This is a genomic window from Shewanella carassii, from assembly GCF_019670705.1.
GTDB lineage: Bacteria > Pseudomonadota > Gammaproteobacteria > Enterobacterales > Shewanellaceae > Shewanella > Shewanella carassii.
Window position 1 is genome coordinate 361,091 of sequence record NZ_AP024618.1, and the last position, 25,406, is coordinate 386,496.

Annotated in this window: 23 protein-coding genes; 15 read left to right on the plus strand and 8 right to left on the minus strand. The window is 54.5% G+C overall.

Features of this window, described 5'->3' with window-relative positions; genetic code table 11:
* Positions 1-81: 81 nt before the first annotated feature.
* The 5 genes from folE to coaBC all read right to left on the minus strand — a co-directional run bounded on the left by folE (position 82) and on the right by coaBC (position 5,296).
* Entirely contained in the window at positions 82-732 is a 651-nt protein-coding gene (gene folE / locus K5621_RS01715) for a GTP cyclohydrolase I FolE (protein WP_025010867.1), read from the minus strand.
* Between the two features lie 192 nt (positions 733-924).
* Positions 925-2,895 carry an alpha/beta hydrolase family protein gene (locus tag K5621_RS01720; protein WP_221050266.1) on the minus strand — a complete coding sequence of 657 codons (1,971 nt, stop codon included), beginning with the start codon at positions 2,893-2,895 and terminating at the stop codon, positions 925-927.
* A 131-nt stretch (positions 2,896-3,026) separates the two neighbouring features.
* A complete protein-coding gene (gene slmA / locus K5621_RS01725) occupies positions 3,027-3,620 on the minus strand; it encodes a nucleoid occlusion factor SlmA (RefSeq protein ID WP_025010868.1) in 594 nt (197 codons plus the stop codon).
* A 24-nt stretch (positions 3,621-3,644) separates the two neighbouring features.
* Positions 3,645-4,103: a dUTP diphosphatase gene (dut, locus tag K5621_RS01730; protein WP_025888140.1), complete on the minus strand. Its 459-nt coding sequence runs from the start codon at positions 4,101-4,103 to the stop codon at positions 3,645-3,647.
* Entirely contained in the window at positions 4,100-5,296 is a 1,197-nt protein-coding gene (gene coaBC, locus K5621_RS01735) for a bifunctional phosphopantothenoylcysteine decarboxylase/phosphopantothenate--cysteine ligase CoaBC (RefSeq protein WP_039035387.1), read from the minus strand. Before coaBC ends, dut begins: the two co-directional genes overlap by 4 nt.
* Positions 5,297-5,424: 128 nt before the next feature.
* Between coaBC and radC the strand changes: the two genes are divergently transcribed.
* From radC to K5621_RS01760, 5 genes are all read left to right on the plus strand, one after another.
* On the plus strand, positions 5,425-6,102 hold the full coding sequence (gene radC / locus K5621_RS01740) for a RadC family protein (RefSeq protein WP_039035359.1): 678 nt from the start codon (positions 5,425-5,427) through the stop codon (positions 6,100-6,102).
* 122 nt (positions 6,103-6,224) lie between these two features.
* Entirely contained in the window at positions 6,225-6,461 is a 237-nt protein-coding gene (gene rpmB / locus K5621_RS01745; RefSeq protein WP_028769274.1) for a 50S ribosomal protein L28, read from the plus strand.
* Positions 6,462-6,467: 6 nt separating this feature from the next.
* On the plus strand, positions 6,468-6,641 hold the full coding sequence (rpmG, locus tag K5621_RS01750; protein WP_025010872.1) for a 50S ribosomal protein L33: 174 nt from the start codon (positions 6,468-6,470) through the stop codon (positions 6,639-6,641).
* 477 nt (positions 6,642-7,118) lie between these two features.
* A complete protein-coding gene (argA, locus tag K5621_RS01755) occupies positions 7,119-8,438 on the plus strand; it encodes an amino-acid N-acetyltransferase (protein ID WP_221050267.1) in 1,320 nt (439 codons plus the stop codon).
* A 115-nt stretch (positions 8,439-8,553) separates the two neighbouring features.
* A complete protein-coding gene (locus K5621_RS01760; RefSeq protein ID WP_221050268.1) occupies positions 8,554-9,084 on the plus strand; it encodes a PH domain-containing protein in 531 nt (176 codons plus the stop codon).
* A 54-nt stretch (positions 9,085-9,138) separates the two neighbouring features.
* Here K5621_RS01760 and rarD read toward each other — a convergent pair whose 3' ends face one another.
* Together rarD and K5621_RS01770 are read right to left on the minus strand one after the other, a co-directional pair.
* On the minus strand, positions 9,139-10,023 hold the full coding sequence (rarD, locus tag K5621_RS01765; RefSeq protein ID WP_221050269.1) for an EamA family transporter RarD: 885 nt from the start codon (positions 10,021-10,023) through the stop codon (positions 9,139-9,141).
* Between the two features lie 106 nt (positions 10,024-10,129).
* The gene (locus K5621_RS01770) at positions 10,130-10,594 is read right to left on the minus strand and encodes a thioesterase family protein (RefSeq protein ID WP_044733531.1); all 465 of its coding nucleotides are present in this window, start codon (positions 10,592-10,594) and stop codon (positions 10,130-10,132) included.
* A gap of 204 nt (positions 10,595-10,798) precedes the next feature.
* On the opposite strand from K5621_RS01770, the gene recQ reads away from it, so the two are divergent.
* Positions 10,799-12,586 (plus strand): DNA helicase RecQ, encoded by a 1,788-nt coding sequence (recQ, locus tag K5621_RS01775; protein ID WP_425332461.1) that lies wholly within the window; start codon positions 10,799-10,801, stop codon positions 12,584-12,586.
* Here the strand turns inward: recQ and K5621_RS01780 are convergent.
* Positions 12,568-14,331, minus strand: coding sequence for a diguanylate cyclase domain-containing protein (locus tag K5621_RS01780; protein ID WP_221050271.1), 1,764 nt, complete (start codon positions 14,329-14,331; stop codon positions 12,568-12,570). The genes recQ and K5621_RS01780 overlap by 19 nt on opposite strands.
* A gap of 479 nt (positions 14,332-14,810) precedes the next feature.
* Between K5621_RS01780 and leuA the strand changes: the two genes are divergently transcribed.
* The 9 genes from leuA (at position 14,811) to prs (ending at position 25,400) form a co-directional block, all read left to right on the plus strand.
* Positions 14,811-16,379 (plus strand): 2-isopropylmalate synthase, encoded by a 1,569-nt coding sequence (gene leuA, locus K5621_RS01785; protein ID WP_044733534.1) that lies wholly within the window; start codon positions 14,811-14,813, stop codon positions 16,377-16,379.
* Positions 16,376-17,470, plus strand: coding sequence for a 3-isopropylmalate dehydrogenase (gene leuB, locus K5621_RS01790; RefSeq protein ID WP_162207085.1), 1,095 nt, complete (start codon positions 16,376-16,378; stop codon positions 17,468-17,470). Before leuA ends, leuB begins: the two co-directional genes overlap by 4 nt.
* On the plus strand, positions 17,470-18,879 hold the full coding sequence (leuC, locus tag K5621_RS01795) for a 3-isopropylmalate dehydratase large subunit (RefSeq protein WP_221050272.1): 1,410 nt from the start codon (positions 17,470-17,472) through the stop codon (positions 18,877-18,879). The genes leuB and leuC overlap by 1 nt, the downstream gene beginning before the upstream one ends.
* A 1-nt stretch (position 18,880) precedes the next feature.
* The gene (leuD, locus tag K5621_RS01800) at positions 18,881-19,486 is read left to right on the plus strand and encodes a 3-isopropylmalate dehydratase small subunit (RefSeq protein WP_144161759.1); all 606 of its coding nucleotides are present in this window, start codon (positions 18,881-18,883) and stop codon (positions 19,484-19,486) included.
* A gap of 509 nt (positions 19,487-19,995) precedes the next feature.
* Positions 19,996-21,357, plus strand: coding sequence for an outer membrane protein transport protein (locus tag K5621_RS01805; RefSeq protein WP_221050273.1), 1,362 nt, complete (start codon positions 19,996-19,998; stop codon positions 21,355-21,357).
* A 213-nt stretch (positions 21,358-21,570) separates the two neighbouring features.
* Complete coding sequence (locus tag K5621_RS01810) at positions 21,571-22,041, plus strand: nuclear transport factor 2 family protein (protein WP_221050274.1); 471 nt, start codon at positions 21,571-21,573, stop codon at positions 22,039-22,041.
* A 26-nt stretch (positions 22,042-22,067) separates the two neighbouring features.
* Complete coding sequence (gene glpK / locus K5621_RS01815; protein ID WP_100146085.1) at positions 22,068-23,573, plus strand: glycerol kinase GlpK; 1,506 nt, start codon at positions 22,068-22,070, stop codon at positions 23,571-23,573.
* An 89-nt stretch (positions 23,574-23,662) separates the two neighbouring features.
* Positions 23,663-24,376: an NUDIX hydrolase gene (locus K5621_RS01820; RefSeq protein ID WP_221050275.1), complete on the plus strand. Its 714-nt coding sequence runs from the start codon at positions 23,663-23,665 to the stop codon at positions 24,374-24,376.
* A 157-nt stretch (positions 24,377-24,533) separates the two neighbouring features.
* Positions 24,534-25,400: a ribose-phosphate diphosphokinase gene (gene prs / locus K5621_RS01825; RefSeq protein ID WP_221050276.1), complete on the plus strand. Its 867-nt coding sequence runs from the start codon at positions 24,534-24,536 to the stop codon at positions 25,398-25,400.
* The last annotated feature ends 6 nt before the right edge of the window (positions 25,401-25,406 follow it).

The following is a 25,406-nucleotide window of genomic DNA, read 5'->3' on the forward strand; positions in this document are numbered from 1 at the left end:
GGCTCTTAAAGAAGCTTGAATAAACTTCTGTACAGTCCAATAAAAAACGCTGCCTTGGCAGCGTTTTTTATTACGGAGAGGCTATTTGGCCTGATGCAGAAACTCGGCGCGGGTGGCCGGGTTGGACTTGAACACGCCACCAAGAGCCGTAGTGGTGGTGGAGCTGGTGGAATCCATCACACCGCGGGATTTAACGCAGTAATGCACTGCATCCATTTTTACCGCCACATCTTTGGTTTCCAGCAGGGTCTGCAACGCAACCAGTACTTGCTGGGTCAGGCGCTCCTGCACCTGTGGCCGCTGGGCAAAGAAACGTACTATGCGGTTGATCTTCGACAGGCCGATGATCTTCTTCCGCGGCAGATAGGCCACAGTGGCCGTGCCATCTATGGTCACCAGATGGTGCTCACAGGTGCTGGTGAGGCTGATGTCCTGCACCCGCACCATTTCATCGAAGCCCATCTTGTTGTCGATAACAGTGATCTTGGGGAAGTTGGCATAGTCGAGGCCGGAGAAAATTTCGTCGACATACATCTTGGCGATACGTTTTGGCGTATCCATCAGGCTGTCGTCGCTCAAATCCAGCGACATCAAGGTCAAAATGGCCTTCATATGGGCCTCTATTTTTTCCTTGCGCTCCTCGGCCGACAAGCCACAGGGTACCATGGGGGTCTCGAGTCCTCGCTCCAGGAGCGCGGTCTGAACCATCAAAGCTGCTTCACTCAATGCCATTGTTTTCCTCCGGCGGATAGACGCCAAGCCAGCGCCTTCCGTTTGTTACTGTCCGCGCAAGCTGTGACGCTTTTCACATTTATCTGCGGGAAGCGGAGGATACCGCTATTTGCTGTAAATTCATACCAGAAAAGCCCCATAGCACGAAAAAAGCCGCTCTCTGGAGAGCGGCTTGGTTTACGGCAGTTAAACTTAAACGCCCAGATTCTGCTTCAGGAAGTTGAGCATTTTCTGATAGTAGATGGCTCTGTGGCTTTCATCGTAGAAACCGTGGCCCTCATCATCCATGATGATTTTCTGGTAGGGGTAGTTACGCTTCTTGAGCGCATCTTCCAAGGCTTCAAACTGCTCTATGGGGGCGCGCTCATCATTGCCGCCGTGCACAAGCAGCAGGTTGGCTTTGAGCTTGTCGACGTTGCGAGTGGGCGACATGGCACGCAGCACGGCTTGATCCTGACCAAGCACAGTTCGCAGGTAGCTGGTACCCGAGTCACGTTCCTGCACGTCACCTTCTTTAAACATCATTTCCAGGTCGTACACCCCGGCAAAGCCGATGGCACACTTGAACAGATCCGGCTCCATGACCGAGCTTTGCAGCGCGCTGTAGCCGCCAAAGCTGCCGCCGACAATACAGATGCGCTGCTTGTCCACTATGCCTTGATCTATCAGATGGCGGGTGGCGTCTATGATGTCGTACTGAATTTCACTGCCCCACTTGCGGTAGCCCGCTTGCTGGAAGGCTTCGCCGTAACCACCTGAGCCGCGGAAGTTAACCTGCAGTACGGCTATGCCCTGATTGGCAAGCATCTGGTTTTGAGGATCAAAGCCCCAGCTGTCCCTGACATAGTGTGGGCCGCCGTGCGGGTTGACCACCAAAGGCAACTGCTTGGGATCTTTGCCGGGTGGCAAGGTCAGGTAGGCCTGAATCGTCATGCCGTCACGCACCTTGATATCCATGGGTTTCACTTCGGCCATTTGGGCCGGATCTATGCTTTCCATGGTACGCAGCAGGTGTCTGAGTTTGACCGCTTTAGTGTCAAACAGATAGTAGTCGCCCGGGTTGCGGTCGTTGAAGGCCAGAATGATCATCTTGTCGGCATTGCGGGTCTCGCTGATGATGCGCACCTGGTGCCCCGGCAGGCTGGCCAGCAGTTGCTTCAGATACACAGCATGCTGATCTTCCGGATCAACAAAGGCGTAGGTTGGGTAACCGTTGGCAAACTCCACCGCGTAGAGCTGTTTGTTTTGGCCGTTGATCCAGAAGTTGTCCGGCTCGACTCTGGCGTCATTGACCATCATCTTCTTTTCACCGGTTTTCAGATTGACCCGATACACGGCCTTGGGCTCATCGGCCTGGGAGGCGGCGGCATAGACGCTGTTGGGGTCTTCGGTGAAGGAGATTGGGGTAAAGTCCTTCAGGCCGATATTCAGCTTGTCGGTGTCAATCCATTCACCGTCATTACGGTAGAAAATACGGGTGTTGTTGCTTCTGTCCTGACCGGCCACAAAGCGCACCTCACCGTCATCATCTGTCATGAAGCTGGCCATTCCTATGGGAGAACGGGTAATTTTCTTGCGAGTGCCGCGGTAGACATCAACCCGATAGACATCCTGCAACTGTTCGTAATCCAGGCTGCGACCGCCGTTCCAGGGGATGGCATTAACCAACATGTAACGGTCATCATCCGGCAAGGGATCGAGCACATAGGCAGTGGCCTGGATGGCGGTGTTTTTCTTCAAGTGGGAACCGGTTTGTTGCTGGCCCGAATTGTAACCGAACAGATAAGCAACCTTGGAGCCGTCGGCATTCACCGCCATCAATTCACCATAGTAGAGCGGGCGATCATCCCAGCCCTTGAGGTATTCCTTGGCGACCACGACACGTTCATCGTTGACCCAGGTGTAACTGCCCACTTGGGCATTGCCCGGGAAGTAAACAATATGCTTGGCACTGAGGTCTTCAGTATTGAGGATCAGTAGCTTATCTTTTCCTTCGTGATTCATGATCACGCTGAGATAGTCACCGGAGGGGGAGATTTTCACATTGGTGTATTGCGCCCCCTGGCTGAAAATTTCTGCCGGCGTGGGCGTTTGATTACTCTGGGCCAGTGCGAGTGCGGGGGCCAGCAATAATATACCGGTCAACAAAGGTTGGAATTTCATTTTACATCCTTGTGTTTATTATAAGTAACCTATGTTTGTTCAATGTTAATTAAATGCTTGGGTTTGGACAAGGCTAAATCCATAAAAAAAGGACGGTTTTTACCGTCCTTTATCCCGAAAAAATAGGGTATTCAGCTCTGCAATAACTGGCTTTGAATAAACTGCCACTGCTCCTCGAAGTGAGCCGTTGGCTTGAGCTTGAATTCACTGCGAACAAACTGGGCAATGCGACCTTCGGCCACCGCCAACAGCAGATTTGCCAGAATGGCTTCATCCAGGGCGAATTTTTGCCCTTCTCGCAGGGACTTTTCCCGCAGGATCTGCTTTAGATGGGTTTCCAACTTGGCAAACAACAGATTGATCCGTTCTCTGAGACGCTCATTTTCGCCCAGCAGGGCATCACCGCTCAGAACCCGGGAGATCCCTGGGTTGCGCTCGGCAAACACCAATAACAGCTGCAGTGCCTGTTGGCAGCGTTTCATGGTGTCTTTCTCCTCATCCATGATGAGGTTGATGCGTGACAGCAGAGAGTCTTCAATAAACTCAATCAGGCCTTCAAACATCCGCGCCTTGCTGGGAAAGTGGCGATAGAGCGCCGCTTCCGACACGCCAACTTCCGAGGCCAACTTGGCAGTGGTAATCCTTTGCCCCGGATTGGTTTCCAGCATTCTGGCAAGGGATTGGAGTATGTGTTCACGACGATTGATTTTTTCTTTTACAGCCATGTTTCGCTCTGTCAGTGGCAGGGATTATTGAGTGCCTGAGTGACCGAAGCCACCCTCGCCTCTGTCCGAGGTGTCAAACTCATCCACCAGTTTGAACTGGGCTTGAACGACGGGCACAAACACCAATTGGGCCAAGCGGTCACCTATCTCCAGGGTGAAAGGTGTCTGGCTGCGGTTCCAGCAGGAAACCATCAGCGGGCCCTGATAGTCAGAGTCGATCAGGCCGACCAGGTTGCCGAGTACTATGCCGTTTTTATGGCCCAGCCCCGAGCGGGGCAGGATCACCGCCGCCAGAGAAGGGTCGGCCACGTGAACCGCAATTCCGGTCGGGATCAACACTGTTTCACCCGGGGCTATGGTGATGCTGGTGTCCAGCATGGCGCGCAGATCCATGCCGGCACTGCCTGGGGTCGCATAGCTTGGCAGCGGAAATTCACTGCCAATACGCGAGTCGAGAATTTTCAGTTCTATGGGTGTTTTCATGAGTGGTTTTTATGCTTCGCTATCAGGATCAGCAACTGTTTGGCCAGGCTCAACTTGTCGGTGGCCGGCAGTTCATCACAACCTGTTGCAGAAAATACTTTCAGAGCATTCCGGTCGGCATTGAAACCCTGACCCGGAACAGACACATCGTTGGCGGCAATCATATCGAGTTTCTTGCGCTTGAGCTTGTCACGCGCGTAGGTCTCCACTTCATGGGTTTCTGCCGCAAAACCCACGGTAAAGGGCCGGATAGAATGGCTGGCGACCGTGGCCAGAATATCCGGGTTACGCACCAGTGCCAATGCCATGGTTTCGGAAGATTTTTTTATTTTGGCTTCGGCGACATCGGCGACACGATAGTCTGCCACTGCGGCGCAGCCAATAAAAATATCCTGTTGTTCCACCCGTTGCATCACGGCATCGAGCATCTCTTTGGCCGATTGCACATCGACTCGAGTCACCCCTGCCGGGGTAGCCAAATTAACCGGGCCGCTGACCAGAGTCACTTCGGCGCCCATCTGCGCCGCCGCAGAGGCCAGTGCAAACCCCATCTTGCCTGAGCTGTGGTTGGAAATATAACGCACAGGATCTATCGCTTCGCGGGTCGGTCCGGCGGTGAGCAGCAACTTTTGGCCGGCCAACAGCTGTGGCTCAAAGCAAGCGGCGGCTCGCTGCGCGATATCATTGGGTTCCAGCATACGCCCCGGGCCGACTTCACCACAGGCTTGGCTACCGCTATCCGGGCCCCAGATACCATAGCCGCGCTCTGCCAGCACCTTGAGGTTCTCCTGGGTCGCTGCGTTTTGGTACATCTGTTGGTTCATCGCCGGGCAGAGCATCACCTTAGCCGCCGTTGCCAGGCAGGTGGTGGTGATCAGTTCATCGGCCATACCGGCACGAATGCGGGCCAACAGGTTGGCGGTAGCGGGGGCAATGATAACCAGATCGGCCCAGCGGGCCAATTCGATATGCCCCATGGCAGCCTCGGCCGCAGGATCCAGCAGATCTGAGGCCACAGGATGGCCGGATAACGCCTGCAAGGTCAGCGGAGTAATGAATTCCATGGCGCTCTGGCTCATGACGACCCTGACTTCGGCACCTCTGTCCTGCAGGCGCCGCACCAGATCGGCACTCTTGTAGGCGGCAATGCCACCGCCTATCCCCAAGAGGATTTTTTTATGCTTCAGGCTCATAGAGACAATCAACTGATGGTAATTGGCGGCTAAGATATCACAAAGCTCCCCCGACTTGGCAGGATGCAGCTTCAAAAATCTCGACCATAATTGAAACAAAGTATAGGGCACAGGGACGGGAGCCAAGGATGGGTATCAGAGACTGGCCTACAGGAGAGGGCCCAAGGGAAAAGTTGCTGCAGCAGGGAGCCAAGAGCCTGAGTGATGCCGAGTTACTGGCGGTCTTGCTGCGTAACGGCCTGGCGGGACAGAGTGCGGTCGAATTGGCCAGAGATTTGCTCGCGGCATTCGGCTCACTGCGGCAACTTTTGGTGGCACCGCTGAATCAAGTTGCCCGAATTCCGGGAATGGGACCGGTGAAATATACCCAATTGCAGGCCGCCGCCGAACTTTCGAGGCGAATTTCCCGGGAAAAGCTGCAAAGAGGGCCGGTTTTGACAAATCCGGATTTGACTCGCGACTATTTAATGAGACAATTAGCAGACCGTGCCACCGAGGTGTTTGCGATTCTGTTGCTGGACAGCCAGCACCGAGTAATCCAATTCGTGGAATTATTCCATGGCACCCTGGACTCTGCATCCGTCTATCCGCGAGAGGTGGTTAGACTGGTGCTGGAAAAACAGGCCGCGGCGGTCATAGTTTGCCATAATCACCCGTCCGGCGTGGCTGAGCCCAGCCAGGCTGACAGGCGAATTACTGAGCGGTTGAAATGTGCGCTCGCAACCATAGATGTTTCACTTCTGGATCATATGGTTGTAGGGGATTGCGAGATAGTTTCCTTCGCAGAACGCGGATGGATAGTTTGATCCATCGCTTGATCTTTCCTCAGTTATCCTGTATAACATGCGCCCTCTTTGTGCCTCGGGCGACGGCCATACGAGGCACATTAATGCTCGAGCGTTAAAATTGTTTTTTGGAGAAGATTGACATGTCAAGAGTATGCCAAGTTACTGGCAAGCGACCAATGGTTGGTAACAACCGTTCGCACGCAAAAAACGCAACTCGTCGTCGTTTTTTACCTAACCTGCAGAACCACCGTTTCTGGTTAGAAGACGAAAAGCGTTTCGTACAATTGCGCGTTTCTACCAAGGGTATGCGCATTATCGACAAGAAAGGTATCGAAGTCGTTGTTGCTGAACTTCGTGCCCGTGGCGAGAAGGTGTAATAGAAAATGGCTAAAGCTAAAGGCAATCGTGAGAAGATCAAGCTGGTTTCAAGCGCCAAGACTGGTCACTTCTACACTACCGACAAGAACAAGCGTAACATGCCTGAGAAAATGGAGATCAAAAAGTTTGATCCCGTAGTTCGTCAGCACGTTATCTACAAAGAAGCCAAAATCAAGTAATCCACTTGGTATTTGAATTCTTGGAAAGCCCCTCTCGCAGGGGCTTTTTTTTGATTTGAATTTAGCCGCCGCGGCCGTAGTCGAGCCGGTTTGGCTCTCGTTGCCCTTAAGCTTATCTCCTTTGTCACCAAGCTGCCTCTATCACCTTCAATCCACTTTAGTCCTGAGTTATTCCGCGTAAGGATCCGGCTGTTGGCCTTCTGCGGTTCAGGTGGATTCATACTTTCTAAACAGATCCCTGCTATACCTTTCTATGCAATCACTTGAACCGCAGCGGCGAATATTTACTCGGTTTGAGTCTCAGGGGGGTGATGCTGGATATGGCTTACCCTTCATGTGAATAGTTAGAGATTTAAAATAATTATTTGTGCAAATAAATTCTTTTTAAGTGAATTTAAATGCATTACTATGTTATCCGTGCCACGGGGGTGGCATTCATTTTATGTCGGCTTTAACGAGTGTGAGGTAAATCCCAAGGTGCGTACCACAGAATTGGTTGATGGTTTTCGTCATTCTGCTCCCTATGTCAATGCTCACAGGGGCAAGACATTTGTTGTGATGTTGGGGGGCGAGGCGTTGGCTCAGCCTAAGTTTCGCTCCATCATCAATGATGTTGCTCTGCTGCATAGCCTGGGGATCAAGGTGGTATTGGTCTATGGCGCCCGGCCACAGATAGACGAAGCCTTGGCTAACAATCAGATTGAGCCTGCCTACCATCAAGGCGTGCGGATCACCGATGAAACCACTCTCAAGGTCATTAAGCAGGTAGCCGGTTCTTTGCAGTTTGATATTACTGCCAGGTTGTCCATGAGCCTGTCGAACACGCCGATGCAGGGCGCACAGATCAACGTGGTCAGTGGTAACTTTGTCATCGCCCAGCCTTTGGGGGTCGACAATGGTATTGACTATTGCCTCTCCGGCAAGGTGCGCCGTATCGATGTTCAGGGACTCAAACGGCAGATGGAAAACAACTGCATCATCCTGATGGGGCCGATAGCGGCTTCGGTCACCGGCGAGAGTTTTAACCTCACCGCCGAAGAAGTGGCGACTCAGGTGGCTATCAAACTCAAGGCCGACAAGATGATCGGCTTCAGCTCCCAGAATGGTATTTTGGATCGCAACGGTGATGTGATTGCCGAGCTGATGCCCAACGATGCCCAGAAAATTCTCGATAAATTGGCCGGCCAGGGTGAAGGCTGTGTCGGCACCATGGCATTTCTCAAGGCCAGTATTGATGCCTGTCGCAGCGGTGTGCCCCGTTGCCATCTGGTCAGCTATCTGGAAGATGGTGCCCTGTTGCAGGAACTCTTCTCCCGTGAGGGCATAGGTACCCAGATAGTCACAGAGAGTGCCGAGCGTTTGCGGCGTGCATCCATTGCCGATATTGGCGGCATACTCAACCTGATCCGCCCGCTGGAAGAGCAGGGGATCCTGGTGCGTCGCTCCCGCGAGCAACTGGAGATAGAAATAGAGCAGTTTATGCTGATTGAGCGTGATGGCCTGGTGATAGGCTGCGCGGCGCTCTATCCCTTTGAAGAGGACAACGCCGGCGAGTTTGCCTGTCTGGTGGTGCATCCTGACTATCGCGATGCCGATCGCGGTAGCCTGCTGTTGCAAAACATCATAGGCCAGGCCAAGGTGCGTGGTTATTCCAGACTGTTTGCGCTGACGACCCGCAGCATTCACTGGTTCCTGGAACACGGCTTTGAGCTGGTGGAGGTAGATGCTTTGCCGAGTAAGAAGAAGCAGCTCTATAACTACCAGCGTCGCTCCAAAATTTTGGCGCTTGATCTGTAAAAACCGGCCCCGCTCAGCGGGGCTCTTTGTAAGCAGGCGTATTCCATTTGTTGACATATTATGTCTTTGGCTCCTAAGCTAAGCCCACTTATGCCTATCCATTAAGGAGCGAGAGATGAACAGTGGAAGTTACGAGTTGGCGCCATTGACCGGCGTCGCCAGTGGCAGCTTTATCGCCTTGATACTGATGTTGGCGGCCATCTTGCTGCTGATCCGCATTCGGAAGATGCCGACAACGGCCAAGAGCGCCGCCTCGGGTTTACTGTTGGTAACACTGGCGGGATCTGTGTGGGTATTTTGGCAGGCGCAGGCATCCAAGGTGGAATTGACGGCTCAAAGCCTGGTGGTCGAGGTGCCATTCTACGGCCAGAGCCTGGCTCCAGAGCATCTGCGTATCTCAGAGGCGAAAGTGATTAATCTCGGCGATGCCAGCGGCCCCAGGCTTGGCATGCGTACCCAGGGCATAGGCCTACCCGGTTACACCCTGGGGTGGTATCGGCTCAATGATGGCAGCAAAGCGTTTGTGGCTCTGACGGAAAAAGATAGCGTCTTGTTACTGCCGACCGACCTTGGTTACAGCCTGCTGCTGAGTATGCCCGAGGCGGAGAGTTTGCTTAAGGGGCTGGGGCAGAATCTGCCGGGATAAACGTTGAATATTGCTTAACCGGCCCGGAAACTCCATCCGGGCCGGTTGTGTTTGTTACCTGCGAGAGCGTTTTCGCAGCATATCCAAAGTAAACACCACCAGGGCGGCCCAGATGAAGCCGAAGGTAATGCTCTTTTCGATATCGAAGGGTTCATCGAACAGGGTCACTGCCATGATAAACATAATGCTTGGGCCTATGTACTGGAAGAAGCCCAGCATAATCAGCGGGATCCGCACTGCCGCACCGGCAAAGCACAGCAAGGGGATGGTGGTGATGATACCGGCGGCCATCAGCAGCAGGTTGAGATCCCAACTGTTGCTGAGCATATTGGCGCCGGCTTCACCAGTGCCCAGCAGTAAAAAGCCCAGCGCTGCCGGCATTAACACTGCAGTTTCGACCAAAAGGCCAGTCTTGGCGTCGACATTGACCTTCTTGCGCAGCAGGGCGTAGAAACCGAAGGAGGCTGCGAGCCCCAGGGATACCAGCGGAATCGAGCCGAAAGAAACCAGTTGGATCACCACCCCGGCGGCGGCAAGTGTTACCGCCACCCATTGCAGTTTCCCGAGCCGCTCCCCCAGAAACAGCATGCCGAGCAACACATTGAACAGCGGGTTGATAAAGTAGCCCAGGCTGGCATCCAGCATATGATCATTGTTGACCGCCCAGATAAATAGCAGCCAGTTGCCGGCGATAAGAATCGAAGTCAGCAGCAGTACCGCCAACTGTTTCGGGCGCTTGAGTAACAGCCTGAGCTGGCCGAAACCACCGATAAACTGCATCAGGACCCCCATAAAGACGAAGGACCAGATGATGCGGTGCAGCAGGATCTCGGGAGCCGAGACATGATGTAGCAACTTGAAGTACAGCGGCGCAAAGCCCCAAAAAATATAGGCGCAAAGGGCGAGAATGACCCCCTTGCGGTATTCGGTTTCAGGCATAGGTACTACACAATGACGAAAAGGAGAGAAGGGCGATTGTAGGGGGCAAAGCCCCTCGGCTCAAGTTATCGACAACAGATTCAGTGTTTGGGTTTTAAACAGCTACTCAGCCGACCATGTAAGTCCCTGTACCGAAAGCGATATGGCTGCCTTTTTCATTATGCAGCTCCATTCGGCAGACAGAGACCCTGTTGCCGGCACGGATCACTGTACCTGTGCCGCTGAAGACTTCTCCCCAGCCGGGGCGCAAGTAGTCGACCCTGAGATCTATGGTGCTCAGGGTTTGCAGTCGCTGTTGCAACTGCTCCACTGTCCAGTTGTCGCGACTGATAACCAAGCCGGAAAATGCCGTTAGGCCGCCAACCACATCCAGCACGGTTGCGGTAACCCCGCCATGGAGTATTTTTTGATGTATGTTGCCGATTAGCTCCGGCTTCATTTTGATCTCCACTTCGACACCAGAGGCGTCGTATCGGCGGATCCCAAGGCCGAGAAGATTGTGAAAAGGCACATGTTTATCAAATACTTCTGCTACCTTGGCGAGTACCTCGGCTTGAATGTCCTGGCTCATAGGGCTTCCTGCTATTGTTGTTTTTTAGAGCAATCAATCTAACGCTAATATGGCCGTTTGCCTAGTCCAGGCGGAAAAATCCCCTCTTGGCTGGCACTCTGGTGTTGGCTTCATTTAGAATAGCGGCCTCTTCTTTGGACACAGACAGTCATGGATCAGCCGCTGAGTATCGCTCCCGAGAGCCTAAATCATCCCCAAGACCCTATGCAGCAAGCCTTGCAGCAGGTGTTCGGCTACCGCACTTTCCGTGAAGGGCAGCGCCAGGTGATTGAACGTGTGATGGCCGGGGAAGACTGCATGGTGATCATGCCCACCGGCGGCGGCAAGAGTCTGTGTTACCAACTGCCCGCATTGTTGATGCCAGGGCTGACTCTGGTGGTTTCGCCGCTGATCTCCCTGATGAAAGATCAGGTCGACAGCCTGCTGCAGACCGGGGTCAATGCCGCTTATCTCAACTCATCCCTGCCTAGGGAGCAGAGCCTCAAGGTGCTGCGCCAGTTGCATCAGGGTGAGATCCGCCTGTTGTATGTCTCGCCGGAGCGCTTGCTGCAACATGAGTTTATTGAGCGGCTGCAATCCCTGCCGCTGTCGATGTTTGCCGTGGATGAGGCGCATTGTATCAGCCAGTGGGGCCATGATTTTCGCCCCGAATATGCCCAGCTTGGCCGCCTGAAGCAGCTGTTTCCCGGCGTGCCTGTGATGGCGCTGACCGCCACCGCCGACAAGGCAACCCGGGATGATATCTGCCAGCGGCTCAATATCGCCCCCTATGTGCTTCTTTCTAGCTTTGATAGGCCGAATATTCGCTACACAGTGGCGGAAAAGCTCAACGCCGCCAATCAATTACGCCAGTTTATCGCCGCGCAGAACGGCGCCGCCGGAATTGTTTATTGCTCCAGCCGCCGCCGGGTCGATGAAGTGGCCGAAAGGCTGCGGTTACAGGGCTATGCCGCCGAAGGCTATCATGCCGGTATGAGCAGCGACGAGCGTGCCAGTGTCCAGGACAGATTTCTCAAGGAACAGTTGGATATAGTGGTGGCCACGGTCGCCTTCGGCATGGGGATCAACAAGTCCAACGTGCGTTTTGTGGTGCATTACGATCTGCCCAAGAGCATAGAGGCCTATTATCAGGAAACCGGCCGCGCCGGGCGAGATGGTCTTGAGGCCGAAGCCTTTATGCTGTTCGAGCCCGCCGATATCGGCCGGGTGCGCCACCTGATTGAGCAGGGTGAACCCGGGCCGCAGCAACAGGTGGAACTGCATAAACTCAATACCATGGCGGCCTTTGCCGAAGCCCAGACCTGCCGCCGCCAGGTGTTGCTGCACTACTTCGATGAGCCGGCGCTGGAGCCCTGCGGCAACTGTGACATCTGCCTGGACCCGCCGAAACGCTACAACGGCACCGAGGATGCACAGAAGGTGTTGTCCTGCATATATCGCTTGGGGCAGAAGTTTGGCATGAACCAGCTGATAGAGGTGCTCAGAGGCTCCAAATCGGCCGCCGTGGTCGACCGGGGGCACGACAAGTTATCCACCTGGGGCGTCGGTAAAGACAAGAGCCATGAATACTGGCTCAGTGTGACCAGGCAGCTTATCCATTTGGGGCTGGCGAGCCAGGATATTACCCGCGGCTCGAGTATTCGCCTGAATCCGGCCGCCAGGCCTGTGCTCAGGGGCGAAGTCGCACTGATGTTGGCCGAACCCAGAATTGACTTGCATGTTACCCGCAGGCGCAACGTCAGCAGCAAGGCGCCACTCAACTACGATCGCAAGCTGTTTGCCCGCCTCAAGCAGTTAAGGCGCAGCATAGCCGAAGAGCAGGACGTACCGCCCTATCTGGTATTCAACGATGCAACCCTGGCGGAAATGGCGGCGATTTTGCCTACCAGCCAGGGCGAGATGTTGGCGGTCAATGGTGTTGGTGAACGCAAACTGGCCCGCTTTGGCGATCAGTTCCTCGACGAGATAGAGGCTTATCTCGCCGGTGACTGATGTTGCTCGGCGGCTTTCTGCTGACTGAGTTGGTTGACGCCGGCACGCTTCACCAGGCTATCCAGGGTATCGGGCTGCTGCAGCGAGGCCACTCCAATACGCACGGCATGAGCCTCTTGCCAGCTCTGCACTATCGGCCTGAGTTGCTCGCTGACCTGCAAGGCGCCCTGGACCGAGGTGTAGGGCAGCAGGATCACCATTTCATCCATGCTGTAGCGCAGCAGTCTGTCTTGCTCTCTGAGTTTCTGTTCCAGCGCCCGCTGCAGGGCGGAAAGATCCACCTGACGTATATGGCTGGTACTCAGCAACAGCAGGCTCAATGGGTAGTTGCCCTTCTTGGCACTGCTGAGCATGGCATCCAGCTGCTGGGCCGCAGGCAGTTTTTCCAGTGCCTCGGTACTCGGTTGTTGCCAGCGGTTACGGCGACTGACCAACCAGATCAGCGCACCTATGATGGCGAGTGCCAGCACAGAGATGGTGCCGTAGGCCTGGCTCAGTTTGGAGCGCTGATCGGCACTGGCAAGACGAATGTTTTGCTGGGTTTCTACCTGCAGCTGCTCCTGCTGGCTGAGCCTGGCCTTGTATTGCATAAAGCGGGTATTGTTGAGCTGCTTTTGGGCCTCGGCCGCGGCCTGGGCCGCCAGTTTCATCGCCTCGTATGCCGGTTTGAACTCTGCTCTTTCGGCGTAATAGTCACTGATAAGCTGTTGGGTATAGGCCACTTCATCGGCCAGTTGCAGCTGCTCGGCCTGCTGCGCCGAATGCATCAACAGCCTTAGGCCTTCATCGTCGTTGCGCTGTGCGAGACGTACCCTGGCCAATAGCCGGGTAGCACGCATATAGTTGTTTACTTTGCCTTGTTTTTCATAGGTCTGCAGGGCAATACCCACTAACTCATCGGCAATCTCGGTTCTGCCCCTGGCGAGTTCTATCACGGCTATCTGGCTGTAACTGTTGGCAAGCTCCAGCGGTGAGCCTATCTCTGGCAGCAGTATTTTGGACTGTTTCAGCAGGCTGTCGGCTTGGGCTGTATCCTCCTGCGCCAGCGCGACTCCGGCGGCCATCAATAACAGCACATGGCGAACTTTGCCTTTGGCTTCATCTGTGTCCAGTGCCAACTTGAGATAGTAGGCCGCTTGGCGCAGGTCGCCGGTGGAATACATCAGGCTGGCCATGTCGCCGTAAACATAGGCCAGAGGTGGCCATAGCCAGGACGGATTTTGACTGCTGATATCCGGGTAGATGTCCAGCGCCAGGCGCAGATCTTCGATGGCGGTGCCATAGTTGCCAAGGTCGTTTTCCAGCTGGCCCTTGAGTCTCAGGGCGTTGACCAGAGCCTGGGGTTGGTTGTGGCGTTTGGCCTGTTCAATGGCGCCGCCGAGTAACAGCAGTGATTGTTTCAGATCGTCGAAATTGGCATAGGCATCGGCGCGGCAAATTTGAAAATAACTGTCTGCCTGTTCCAGCCTGAGTTGCTTGGCTCTGGCTTCTCCCAGTTCGGCCAGATTGATGGCGGCGCCGTTGTCTCCTAATTGCAGGAGTGCTTCACATTTAAATAACTGTAATCTCAGCACTTGGGCCTGGCTCAACTCTGAGGCCTGACGCTCAAGCTCGTTGATTTGGGTCAGCGCCAGCGTAGGATATTGATAGAGGGTGTTGGCCAGTGTGTCCAACCGCTCCGCGGCCCAAAGCACACAAGAAAATGACCACAGGAGTAAGCTCAGTGCCAAGAGGCGAAAATCCATTTTTTCTCCGCTGAGTGAAGGTGAGTTTTGCCGGGCGAAATCGTGTTGGGATAATAACTATTTTTTATCATTTTTGGCACAAAAAATGATGCTATCGGCAAGATTTTATTCATCTATTTAGCTTTGGATCACCAAGGCTTGAATGGTGCAAATCAGCACGTTAAGCCGAAATTTTCAACTGATGCTGAGAAATATAGGCTTGACAGCGAGCAAGGAGGCAGTTAATTATTGAACCTCTTGAGCCCGGTGGGAAGAATATAAACCCACTTTAAACGAATTTTTATCTGGTATAGAACAGCTAAATGAACCCACAAATGCAACTGTCTCTCCTCCTCCTTACTCTCGCAGTCCCTGCGCGGAGGAGCTAGACTTGCACGTCGATTAGCAAGCCAGAACTCAAAACCCCGCGCCAGAAACCGCGGGGTTTTTTGTTTCTGGCACGGGAAAAATCAATCGAAACCCCTGAATGGAGAATCCAGATGTCTGACAGAGTGTTTATTTTCGATACCACCTTACGGGACGGCGAGCAGGCGCTGGCAGCCAGCCTGACAGTGAAAGAAAAACTGCAGATAGCCATGGCTCTCGAGCGCCTGGGGGTCGACATCATGGAGGTGGGGTTCCCGGTTTCCTCTCCCGGCGACTTTGAGTCGGTACAGACCATAGCCCGTACCATCAAAAACAGTCGGGTCTGCGCCCTGTCGCGGGCACTGGAGAAAGATATCGACGCTGCGGCCCAGGCCTTATCGGTCGCGGATCAGTTCCGCATTCATACCTTTATCTCAACTTCAAATATCCATGTGCAGAGCAAGCTGAAGCGCTCCTTCGACCAAGTGCTGGAGATGGCGGTAGGGGCGGTGAAGTATGCCAGGCGTTTTACCGATGATGTGGAGTTTTCCTGCGAAGACGCCGGCCGGACCCCGATAGATAATCTGTGTCGCATGGTCGAGGCGGCCATCGAAGCCGGTGCCCGCACCATCAATATTCCGGACACAGTGGGCTATACCCTTCCCAGCGAGTTCGGCGGCATTATTCAAACCCTGTTCAACCGGGTGCCCAATATCGATCAGGCGGTGATCTCTGTGCACTGCCATGACGATTTGGGGTTGTCGGTCGCCAACTCCATCATGGCGGTGCAGCAGGGGGCCCGGCAGATTGAGTGTACAATCAACGGCATAGGTGAGCGGGCCGGTAACTGTTCACTGGAAGAGATCGCCATGATCCTGGCGACCCGCAAAGACATCCTGGGGCTGGAGACTGGCATCAAGGCTCAGGAAATTCACCGCACCTCCTCCATGGTGAGCCAGTTATGCAATATGCCTATTCAGGCCAACAAGGCGATAGTGGGCGCCAATGCCTTTACCCATTCATCCGGTATCCATCAAGACGGCATGTTAAAGGCGCAAAACACCTATGAAATCATGACACCTGAGAGCATAGGCCTGAATCGCAATCACCTGAATATGACCTCACGTTCCGGCCGCCATGTGATCAAGCATCGAATGGAGCAGATGGGTTATTCAGAGCAGGATTATTCATTGGATCAACTGTACGACGCCTTCCTGAAACTGGCCGACAAGAAGGGTCAGGTGTTCGACTATGACCTGGAAGCCTTGGTGTATATGGAGGGCCGGGCGGCGGCCGACGACCACTTCCAGTTACAGCAGCTGGTGGTGCAATCCGATTCTACTGAGGGTATGGCCACCGCCACTGTACGTATTGAAGCCGCCGGTGAGGTCGTGACCGAAGCCGCCACCGGCAATGGCCCTGTGGACGCCGCCTATAAGGCGATAGCCCGGGCCAGCGGCCAGAGCGTGGATATCTGCAGCTATAAGTTGAGCGCCAAAGGCGAAGGCCAGAATGCGCTGGGGCAGGTGGATATCACGGCTCAGTACCAGGGGCGCAATTTCCACGGTGTCGGCTTGGCTACCGATGTGGTCGAGGCTTCGGCCGCGGCTCTGGTGCATGTGATGAACCTTATTCAGCGCGCCGACCAGGTGGCGGATCATAAACAGAAAATACAACAGAGAAAGGAGTTGGGTGGCGTATGAGTTATCAGATAGCGGTATTGGCCGGCGACGGCATAGGCCCGGAAGTCATGGCCCAGGCCCGTAAGGTGCTGACGGCGGTAGAGCAACGCTTCGACCTGGCAATGGAGTACGCCGAATATGATGTCGGCGGCATAGCGATAGATAACCATGGCTGCCCATTGCCGGCATCGACCCTGGCTGGCTGTGAAGCGGCAGATGCAATTTTGTTTGGCTCGGTCGGCGGCCCCAAATGGGAAAAACTGCCTCCCAATGAACAACCCGAGCGCGGCGCGCTGTTGCCGCTGCGGGGCCATTTCGGCTTATTCAGTAACCTCAGACCGGCCAAGTTACATCTGGGGCTGGAACATCTGTCGCCGCTGCGCGCCGATATCTCGGCCAAAGGGTTTGATGTGCTGTGCGTACGTGAACTGACCGGCGGTATCTACTTTGGCAAACCCAAGGGACGTCAGGGGGAGGGCGAGAGTGAAGAGGCGTTTGACACCATGAGATACAGCCGCGCCGAGATCCGCCGAATCGCCCATATCGCCTTCGAGGCCGCCCGTGGCCGCCGCGGCAAGGTGACGTCGGTCGACAAGGCCAACGTGCTGGCCTGCTCGGTACTTTGGCGTGAAGTGGTCGAGCAGGTCGCGAGCGAATATCCGGATGTGGAACTGGAACATATCTATATCGACAACGCCACCATGCAACTGCTGCGTCGCCCCTGGGACTTTGATGTGATGCTGTGCTCCAACCTGTTCGGCGACATACTTTCCGATGAAATCGCCATGTTGACCGGCTCCATGGGGCTGTTGTCATCGGCTTCCATCAACAGCAGTGGTTTCGGTCTCTATGAACCGGCCGGTGGCAGTGCCCCGGATATTGCTGGCAAGGGGATTGCCAACCCGGTAGCGCAGATCTTGTCGGCGGCCTTGATGTTGCGCCACAGCCTGCAGCAGGAAGAGGCGGCGGCAGCGATAGAGCGCGCCGTTGGCAAGGCGCTGGCAGATGGCTTCTTTACCTGTGAGTTGCTGGCGCCGGAGCAGCGGCATAATGCCAAGACCACGGCAGAGATGGGCGACTATATCGCCAATGCGATTCGGGAGGGGGTGTAATGGGCAAGACATTGTATGAAAAAGTGTGGGATGCCCACCTGGTGGCGACGCCTGCTGGAGAAGCGCCGATTATTTACGTCGACCGTCATCTGGTGCACGAGGTGACCTCGCCCCAGGCCTTCAGTGGCCTGAAGATGGCCGGGCGCCAACTTCGGGCACCGGACAAGACCTTTGCCACCATGGATCACAACACCTCGACCAAGAGCGCCAGTCTGGACGCCTTGAGCCCCATGGCGCGCACTCAGGTTGAAACCCTGGCACAAAACTGTCGCGAATTCGGTGTGCGTCTGTATGACATTCACCACCCCAATCAGGGCATAGTGCATGTGATGGGGCCTGAACTGGGCATTACCCTGCCGGGTACGGTTATTGTCTGTGGCGATTCCCATACCGCTACCCACGGTGCCTTTGGCGCGCTGGCCTTTGGTATTGGCACCTCTGAGGTGGAGCATGTGCTGGCCACCCAAACGCTGCGGCAGCTTAAGGCCAAGACCATGAGAGTTGAGGTCAAGGGACAACTGGGCGAGGGCATTACCGCCAAGGATGTGGTGTTGGCGATTATTGGCAAGATAGGCATGGATGGCGGCACCGGCTATGTGGTGGAGTTTTGCGGTGACGCGATTCGCGCCCTGTCGATGGAAGGGCGCATGACGCTGTGCAACATGGCGATTGAGATGGGGGCCAAGGCCGGCATGGTCGCGCCGGATGAAACCACCTTCGCCTATCTTGAGGGGCGTCAGTTTGCGCCCAAGGGCGCCGATTGGGATGCCGCCCTGGCAGCCTGGAAGACGCTCAAGTCCGATGAAGATGCTATCTTCGATGCCTATGTGGAGTTGGAAGGCAGTGAAATCGCGCCGCAACTGACCTGGGGCACGAATCCGGGCCAGGTGGTGGCCATAGATAAACCTGTGCCCAACCCCGCCAATGAGACTGATGCCACAGTGCGCGGCAGTATGGAAAAGGCGCTGAATTATATAGGTTTGACGCCGGGTACCCTGATGACGGATGTGACCATCAACAAGGTCTTTATCGGTTCATGCACCAATTCACGCATCGAAGATCTGCGCAGCGCCGCGGCGCAGATCCGTGGTCGGCGAGTGGCTGACGGCGTGACCGCCATAGTGGTGCCTGGCTCGGGACAAGTAAAGGCTCAGGCCGAAGCCGAAGGGCTGGATAAACTGTTTGTCGAGGCCGGGTTTGAATGGCGCTTGCCGGGCTGCTCCATGTGTCTGGCGATGAATGATGATCGCCTGGAAAGCGGCGATCGCTGCGCCTCAACCAGTAACCGCAATTTTGAGGGGCGGCAGGGACGCGGCAGCCGTACCCATCTGGTGAGCCCTGCCATGGCAGCCGCTGCCGCCATTGCCGGGCACTTTGTCGATATCCGCCACGCTGGCCAGGAGAAATAAAATGCAGGCTTTTACTATTCATCAGGGAATTGCGGTGCCATTGGATAGCGCCAATGTGGATACGGATCAGATCATCCCCAAACAGTTTCTGTCCAAGGTCACCAAGGATGGCTTCGGTGTCCATCTTTTTCACGACTGGCGCTATCTGGACGATGCCGGTGAGCAGCCGGATCCTGCCTTTGTGATGAACCAGCCCAGATATCAGCGAGCCTCTATTTTACTGGCGCGGGAAAACTTCGGTTGTGGCTCCAGCCGTGAACACGCGCCTTGGGCCCTGGCCGATTATGGTTTGCGGGTGATTATTGCGCCCAGCTTTGCCGATATCTTTTACGGCAACGCCATCAATAATGGGTTATTGCCGGTGATCCTTGAGGCCGCTGAGGTGCAGCAGTTGTTTGAGGAGGTAACGGCGACCGAAGGCAGTGAAATCAAGGTGGACCTGCAGCAGTGCCAGGTTGTTTCACCCTCCGGGAAACGCTTTGCATTTCAACTGGCTGAATCTGCCCGTCATAAGCTGCTCAATGGGTTGGATGCCATCGGCCTGACTCTGTCCCATGAGCAGGCCATTGCCGATTATGAAGCCGGGCTACCGGGCTGGCGGGCCTGATCCAATCTGTATTTTCAGCGTACACTTGTACAAGAGCGGACCAGTGGCTTGGTAGCTGGTCCGCTCTCTTAGGTCTTAGATCGCTTTGTTTATCTAGGGTGATTCATTTCTTTTGCTTTAAAAACAAATAATTATATGGTCTTGCCATCTTTTGATTGACCATATGTTTTATATGGCAGTGTTTTGTACTGTTTTTAATGTCTTACTTAAGTGTACGAGTGTTTTGGCATTGTTTGGGTTATATTTGTAGCTTTTTCATGTGGTTACATTTTTGATTGTTTTATCTGTCAATGCTTTTCAGCAAACATTAAGGTCATATTTTCGTTGTTTTTCGCAATTGGAAAGTGATTTTTATCACTATTTAATCTCGCTGTGATAATTTTTGTGGTCATTTGTGCTGTTTTTTGTCTGAGACTTGCAAAGATATTCTGTGTCAGTAAACTGCGCCGCAATAAAATGGAGTGATTACTCTATTTAGAAATTGCTAAATGAATAGGCAGAGAATAACAATGAAGAAACAACTTATTGCTGTCGCCATTGCGGCCAGCTTTGTGGGTGCAACGACTCAGGTACAAGCGGCGGGTTTCCAACTGGCGGAATCTTCCGCGACCGGACTTGGACGAGCCTTCGCCGGTGAAGCGGCCATGGCCGATAACCCAGCGGTTCAGGGACGTAACCCTGCCATGCTTAGCTATCTTGAAGGTCGGCAGATCTCTGCCGGTGCCATCTATGTGATGCCTGAAGTTGACGCCATGGGCCAGGTTTCGCTGGCATCTCCTTTGCTGCCACAACCTATCATCATGAATGCCGATGCGCTCGATGTGGCCGATAATGCCGCAGTACCTAACTTCTATTACTCCAATCAGCTCAACGACAGTTGGACCTGGGGTCTGGCTCTGAACTCCAACTATGGTCTGTCTACCGAACTACCAGCCGCTCATGCCGCCTCTATTTTTGGTAACAAGACAGCAGTGACCACCATAGAGCTGAATACCAATATCGCTTACCGCATTGATGAGCACTTCACTGTGGGTGCCGGTCTGCGCGGCGTATATGGTGACGGTGAAATCGGTGCTTCGGTTCCTGGCTGGATTGAAAGTGTTCGTGCTATCCCTGGCTTGCCTGCAGAGGTGACTTCGCGTCTGCCTGCCGCCGGTACTGAGCTCAAGCATCTGGAAGGCGATGATTTCGGTTATGGATGGCAGCTGGGTGCCAGCTGGCAGATCAATGCTAATCACCGCCTGGGCATCGCCTATCACAGCCACGTTGAGCTGGATCTGGACGGTCAGGCGCGCGGCCTGGTCTATACCGGCGGTACTGCCGAGGTTGAAGGCTACTTGCCATTGGAACTGCCGGCATTTGCCGAGCTGGCTTCTTACCATCAGTTGACCGACAACTGGGCGATGCACGCTAGTATCAACTGGACCGACTGGAGCGTATTCAACAAGCTGGTGGCGTATTTCCCCGGCGAGCAGAAGCCAATCGATCCAGCTACTAAACAACCAATCTCCAGTGATTTAGTAAAGGAAGAAAACTTCAAAGACAACTGGCGCTTTGCTCTGGGTACCAGCTACCAGCTGAACAACGCATGGTTGCTGCGTGCCGGTGTGGCTCTGGATAAGACGGCGGTTGACGATGAATACCGTACCATCACTATTCCAGATACCGATCGTCTCTGGTTCAGTGTCGGTGCCGGTTATGCGCCCAGCAAGAACCTGACAGTGGATCTGGGTCTGACCTATATCCATGCCCACGGTGATGCCCCTATCAACGAGACTCAGGATCTGATGGGCCTGGCTCAGGTTGCCTTCCAGGGCGATGCCAGCGGCCACGTCTGGTTGGCGGGTCTGCAAGTGACCTACAAGATGTAATACCATTCCAGCCAAGGAATGAGACAAGAGCCCCGCCGAGCGGGGCTTTTTCATATCAGGCCAAGTCTGGCTCAAGGCGGTGTTAAACTTGGCGCGGCTGCACTCAGGGCTGTTTAATCGCTGGTAGGAGCGCGCTCAGGGCTGTTTTATACTTGGCGTGGCCGAGCTCAGGGCTTATATTCATGCTATTGCTAACAAAAGAATAATAAGCCCATGAAATATCCATTCCTGTTTGCCAGCGCTATCTCACTGATTTCAATGCCGAGTTTGGCCGAATCCGATCCTGTCAGTATGTTTATTCAGGGTTTCAATGAGCAAAAGATTGAGCTGATGTTGGCGCAAACCACGGAAGACGTGACTTGGTTTAATGTCAGCATCACCAAGGTCGACCGACAAGCTTCCGGGCATTCGGAATTGGGCGCGGCGATGACCGACTATTTTCAAACTTTGCCGGGGGCCAAGGCCAGTATTCTTGGCTCGCTGAGTTCGGGTAACTATGTCAGCACCCTGGAAAAGGTCAGCTGGCAACAGGATGGCGAGCAACACAGCCAATGTAATATGGGCGTTTATAGCTTGAGAGGCGATAAGATTGCCGCCGTCTGGTATTACCCGGCGCAGGAGTGTGATATCCCCGAAGCGGAAATCGGCTTACCCCGAGGCGATCAGCCTTGGCAGCAAAATTAATTCAGCCAACCCAAGAAAGCTTTCACGTGCAAAAAAAATATATTATTGCCCTGGATCAGGGCACGACCAGCTCACGGGCGATTATTTTCGATCAGCAGGCCAATATCGTGGCCGTCTCCCAGCGAGAGTTCAGTCAGCACTACCCGCAACCCGGCTGGGTCGAGCATGATCCCATGGAAATCTGGGCATCCCAGAGTTCGACACTGATAGAAGTCATCGCCCGCGCCGGGATCCACAGTGACGAAGTGGCAGCCATCGGCATCACCAATCAGCGGGAAACCACTGTCATCTGGGATAAGCTCACAGGTAAGCCAGTTGCCAACGCCATTGTTTGGCAGTGCCGGCGCAGCAAGGAGATCTGTGAGCAGCTCAAGGCCGAGGGGCTGGAGGACTATGTCCGCGACAATACAGGTTTGTTACTGGATCCCTATTTTTCGGCCACCAAGATTAAGTGGTTGCTGGATAATATCGAGGGAGCCCGCGAGCGGGCCGAAAGAGGCGAGTTGCTCTTTGGCACGATCGACAGCTGGCTGGTATGGAAGCTGACCGAGGGCAAGGTGCATGTGACCGACCCCACCAATGCGTCGCGCACCATGCTCTACAACATCCATAAACAATGCTGGGATCAGACCCTGTTACAGGCGCTGGACATCCCAGCTTCGTTGTTGCCCGAGGTCAAGCCGTCGATGGCTGTCTATGGCACAACCCGGATTGCCGGTGAGGGCAGTGAAATTCTCATCGCCGGTATGGCCGGGGATCAGCAGGCGGCGCTGTTCGGCCAGCTTTGCGTCGAACCCGGCATGGCCAAGAATACCTATGGCACCGGCTGCTTTTTGCTGATGAACACAGGTGACAAGGCGGTGCGCTCAGAGCATGGGTTGCTGACCACAGTGGCTGTAGGCCCCAAGGGTGAGGTGCAATACGCGCTGGAAGGCTCGGTATTTATGGGCGGCGCGACCATACAGTGGCTGAGGGACGAGTTGGGGCTTATTCGTGATGCCCAGGACACAGAGTACTTTGCCTCCAAGGTGGAAGATACCAATGGGGTTTATCTGGTGCCGGCATTTGTCGGGCTGGGAGCCCCTTACTGGGACGCCAACGCCCGCGGCTCCTTGCAAGGATTGACTCGCGGCGTAAACCGCAACCACATCATACGTGCGGCGCTGGAATCCATCGCCTATCAGAGCCGGGATCTGCTGGATGCCATGAGTAAAGACAGCGCGGTTGCACTCAAGCAGCTGAGGGTGGATGGCGGCGCCGTGAGTAACGACTTCCTGATGCAGTTTCAGGCCGATATCACAGATACACAGGTACTGCGGCCGGCCTTGACCGAAACTACCGCCATGGGAGCGGCATTTTTGGCCGGTCTTGCCTGTGGTTTCTGGGACTCGGTGGAAGATCTTTCTCACCGGAGTGATGTTGAACGTTGTTTCGAGCCGGCTATGGATGAAGGACGGCGGGAGCTCTATTACCGTGGTTGGCAAAAGGCGGTGGACCGGTGTCGCCACTGGCATGAAACCGAGGAACTGTGATGTGCCGGGTGGTTTCTTGTCGGCTGTTATTGTCACCCATTGAATAGTGACTCAAAATAGTGCCCCAAAGACACCAAAGTGAGCCCGCCATGACAGTGACGACCGAAGCCGAATATCTGACGCAATACAATATCCATGATTATCCGCTGCCGTTGACCAGTGTCGACAGCGTGCTGCTTTGTGTGCGAGAAGAGCAATTGTGTGTGCTCTTGGTCAAGCGTTCCGGGTTTCCCTGTAAAGGGATGTGGGCATTGCCGGGAGGCTTTATTGATCTGCAGCAGGATCAGGATATCGATGCTTCGGCCAAGCGCAAACTTAAGCAAAAGACCGGCATAGTGCCCCCCTACCTGGAGCAGTTACAGAGTATAGGCAATGGCCGCCGGGATCCCAGAGGCTGGTCGGTCACCATCAGCTATTATGCGCTGATGCCTCATCTTGATCCCGTCATGGAAGGGTCTGAAGAGAGCCGCTGGTTCAGCTTGCAGTCGCTGCCCGAACACTTGGCCTTTGATCACGCCGATATCATAGCCTTGGCACAGGAGCGCTTACGCCAAAAGGCACTTTACAGCCTGGTGGCGGCTTTTGCCCTGCCGGAATTGTTTACCCTGGCCGAGTTGCAGCGAGTGCATGAGGCCATTTTGGGTAAGCCACTGCAGAAGAAATCTTTCCGGCGGCGGATAGAGCAGGCCGGCGTGCTCGCCCCCTGTGGAGAGGGCCGGGTCGAAGTCGGTCGCCCACCCCAGCTCTACCGGGTATTGCCTGAAGCTGCCGATTATCGTTTTGTACGCAATCTGGAAGCTTGAAACTTCATTTGAGCTTCTTTGGTTTACCATCATCTTATCTATTCTATTGGTTTAATTCTTCTTTCTAGATAAGTGTCCTATTGACTCAAAATAAGCTTGACCGCTCCAAGTTGTTGCTTTAGATTAAGTGTCACTAAGACACTTAATGGTGAGCGATATGGATATCAGTATTGAGCTAGTAAACAAAGATGCGACCCGACAGGCTTTGACTGTTGAGCAATGGCAGTTTGCCGGTGGTGAGCAACATGTGCGTCTGGCGGGTTTTGATCGACAACAGCTACAGAGCGCGATTATCTGCGCCAGGTTGCAGAGCAGTGATGCCATCATGCAGCTGCTGCTGATCAAAGATGCTTTGGACCGCGCCGCCCCCGGCATTCAGGTTTCACTGCAACTTCCCTATTTCCCCTATGCCCGCCAAGATAGGGTTTGCGTTGCCGGAGAGGCCTTTTCCGCCGCCGTGATGGCGGGATTGCTGCGAAATGCCGGCTTCAGCCAGATCCGCTGCTGGGATCTGCACTCGGCGGTCAGTGAGCAACTGCTTGAGGCCGAGCAGGTACATCAGGCGCAGCTGGTTTGTCAGTTTCCGCAACTGAAGCAGTGGCTGCAAACCCACCAGGCGGCGCTGCTGGCACCGGACAAGGGCTCTAGCCACAAGATAACCAAGGTTGCCGATGCGCTGAGTGCCGTCGGGATTGAGGCCGAAGTCTTTCAGGCCAGTAAACGTCGGGATCCAGCGACGGGCGCCATATTGGCATCCGAGTTGGACGCCGATGTCGCTGGCCGCAGTCTGCTGATCCTGGATGATATTTGCGACGGTGGCAGAACCTTTATCGAGCTGGCGCGGCTTTTGAAACAAAAAGGCGCCGCCCGAGTGGGACTCTATGTGACCCATGGCCTATTTTCTCGCGGAATCGAGCCGCTGGAAGGTTTGATTGATGCCGTGTTTACCACAGATTCGCTGCGCCCATTGCATCCGTTTGAGTCGCAAATTCTCGAGCTGCACACCTTGAAACTGTTCGAATAAAAGGAG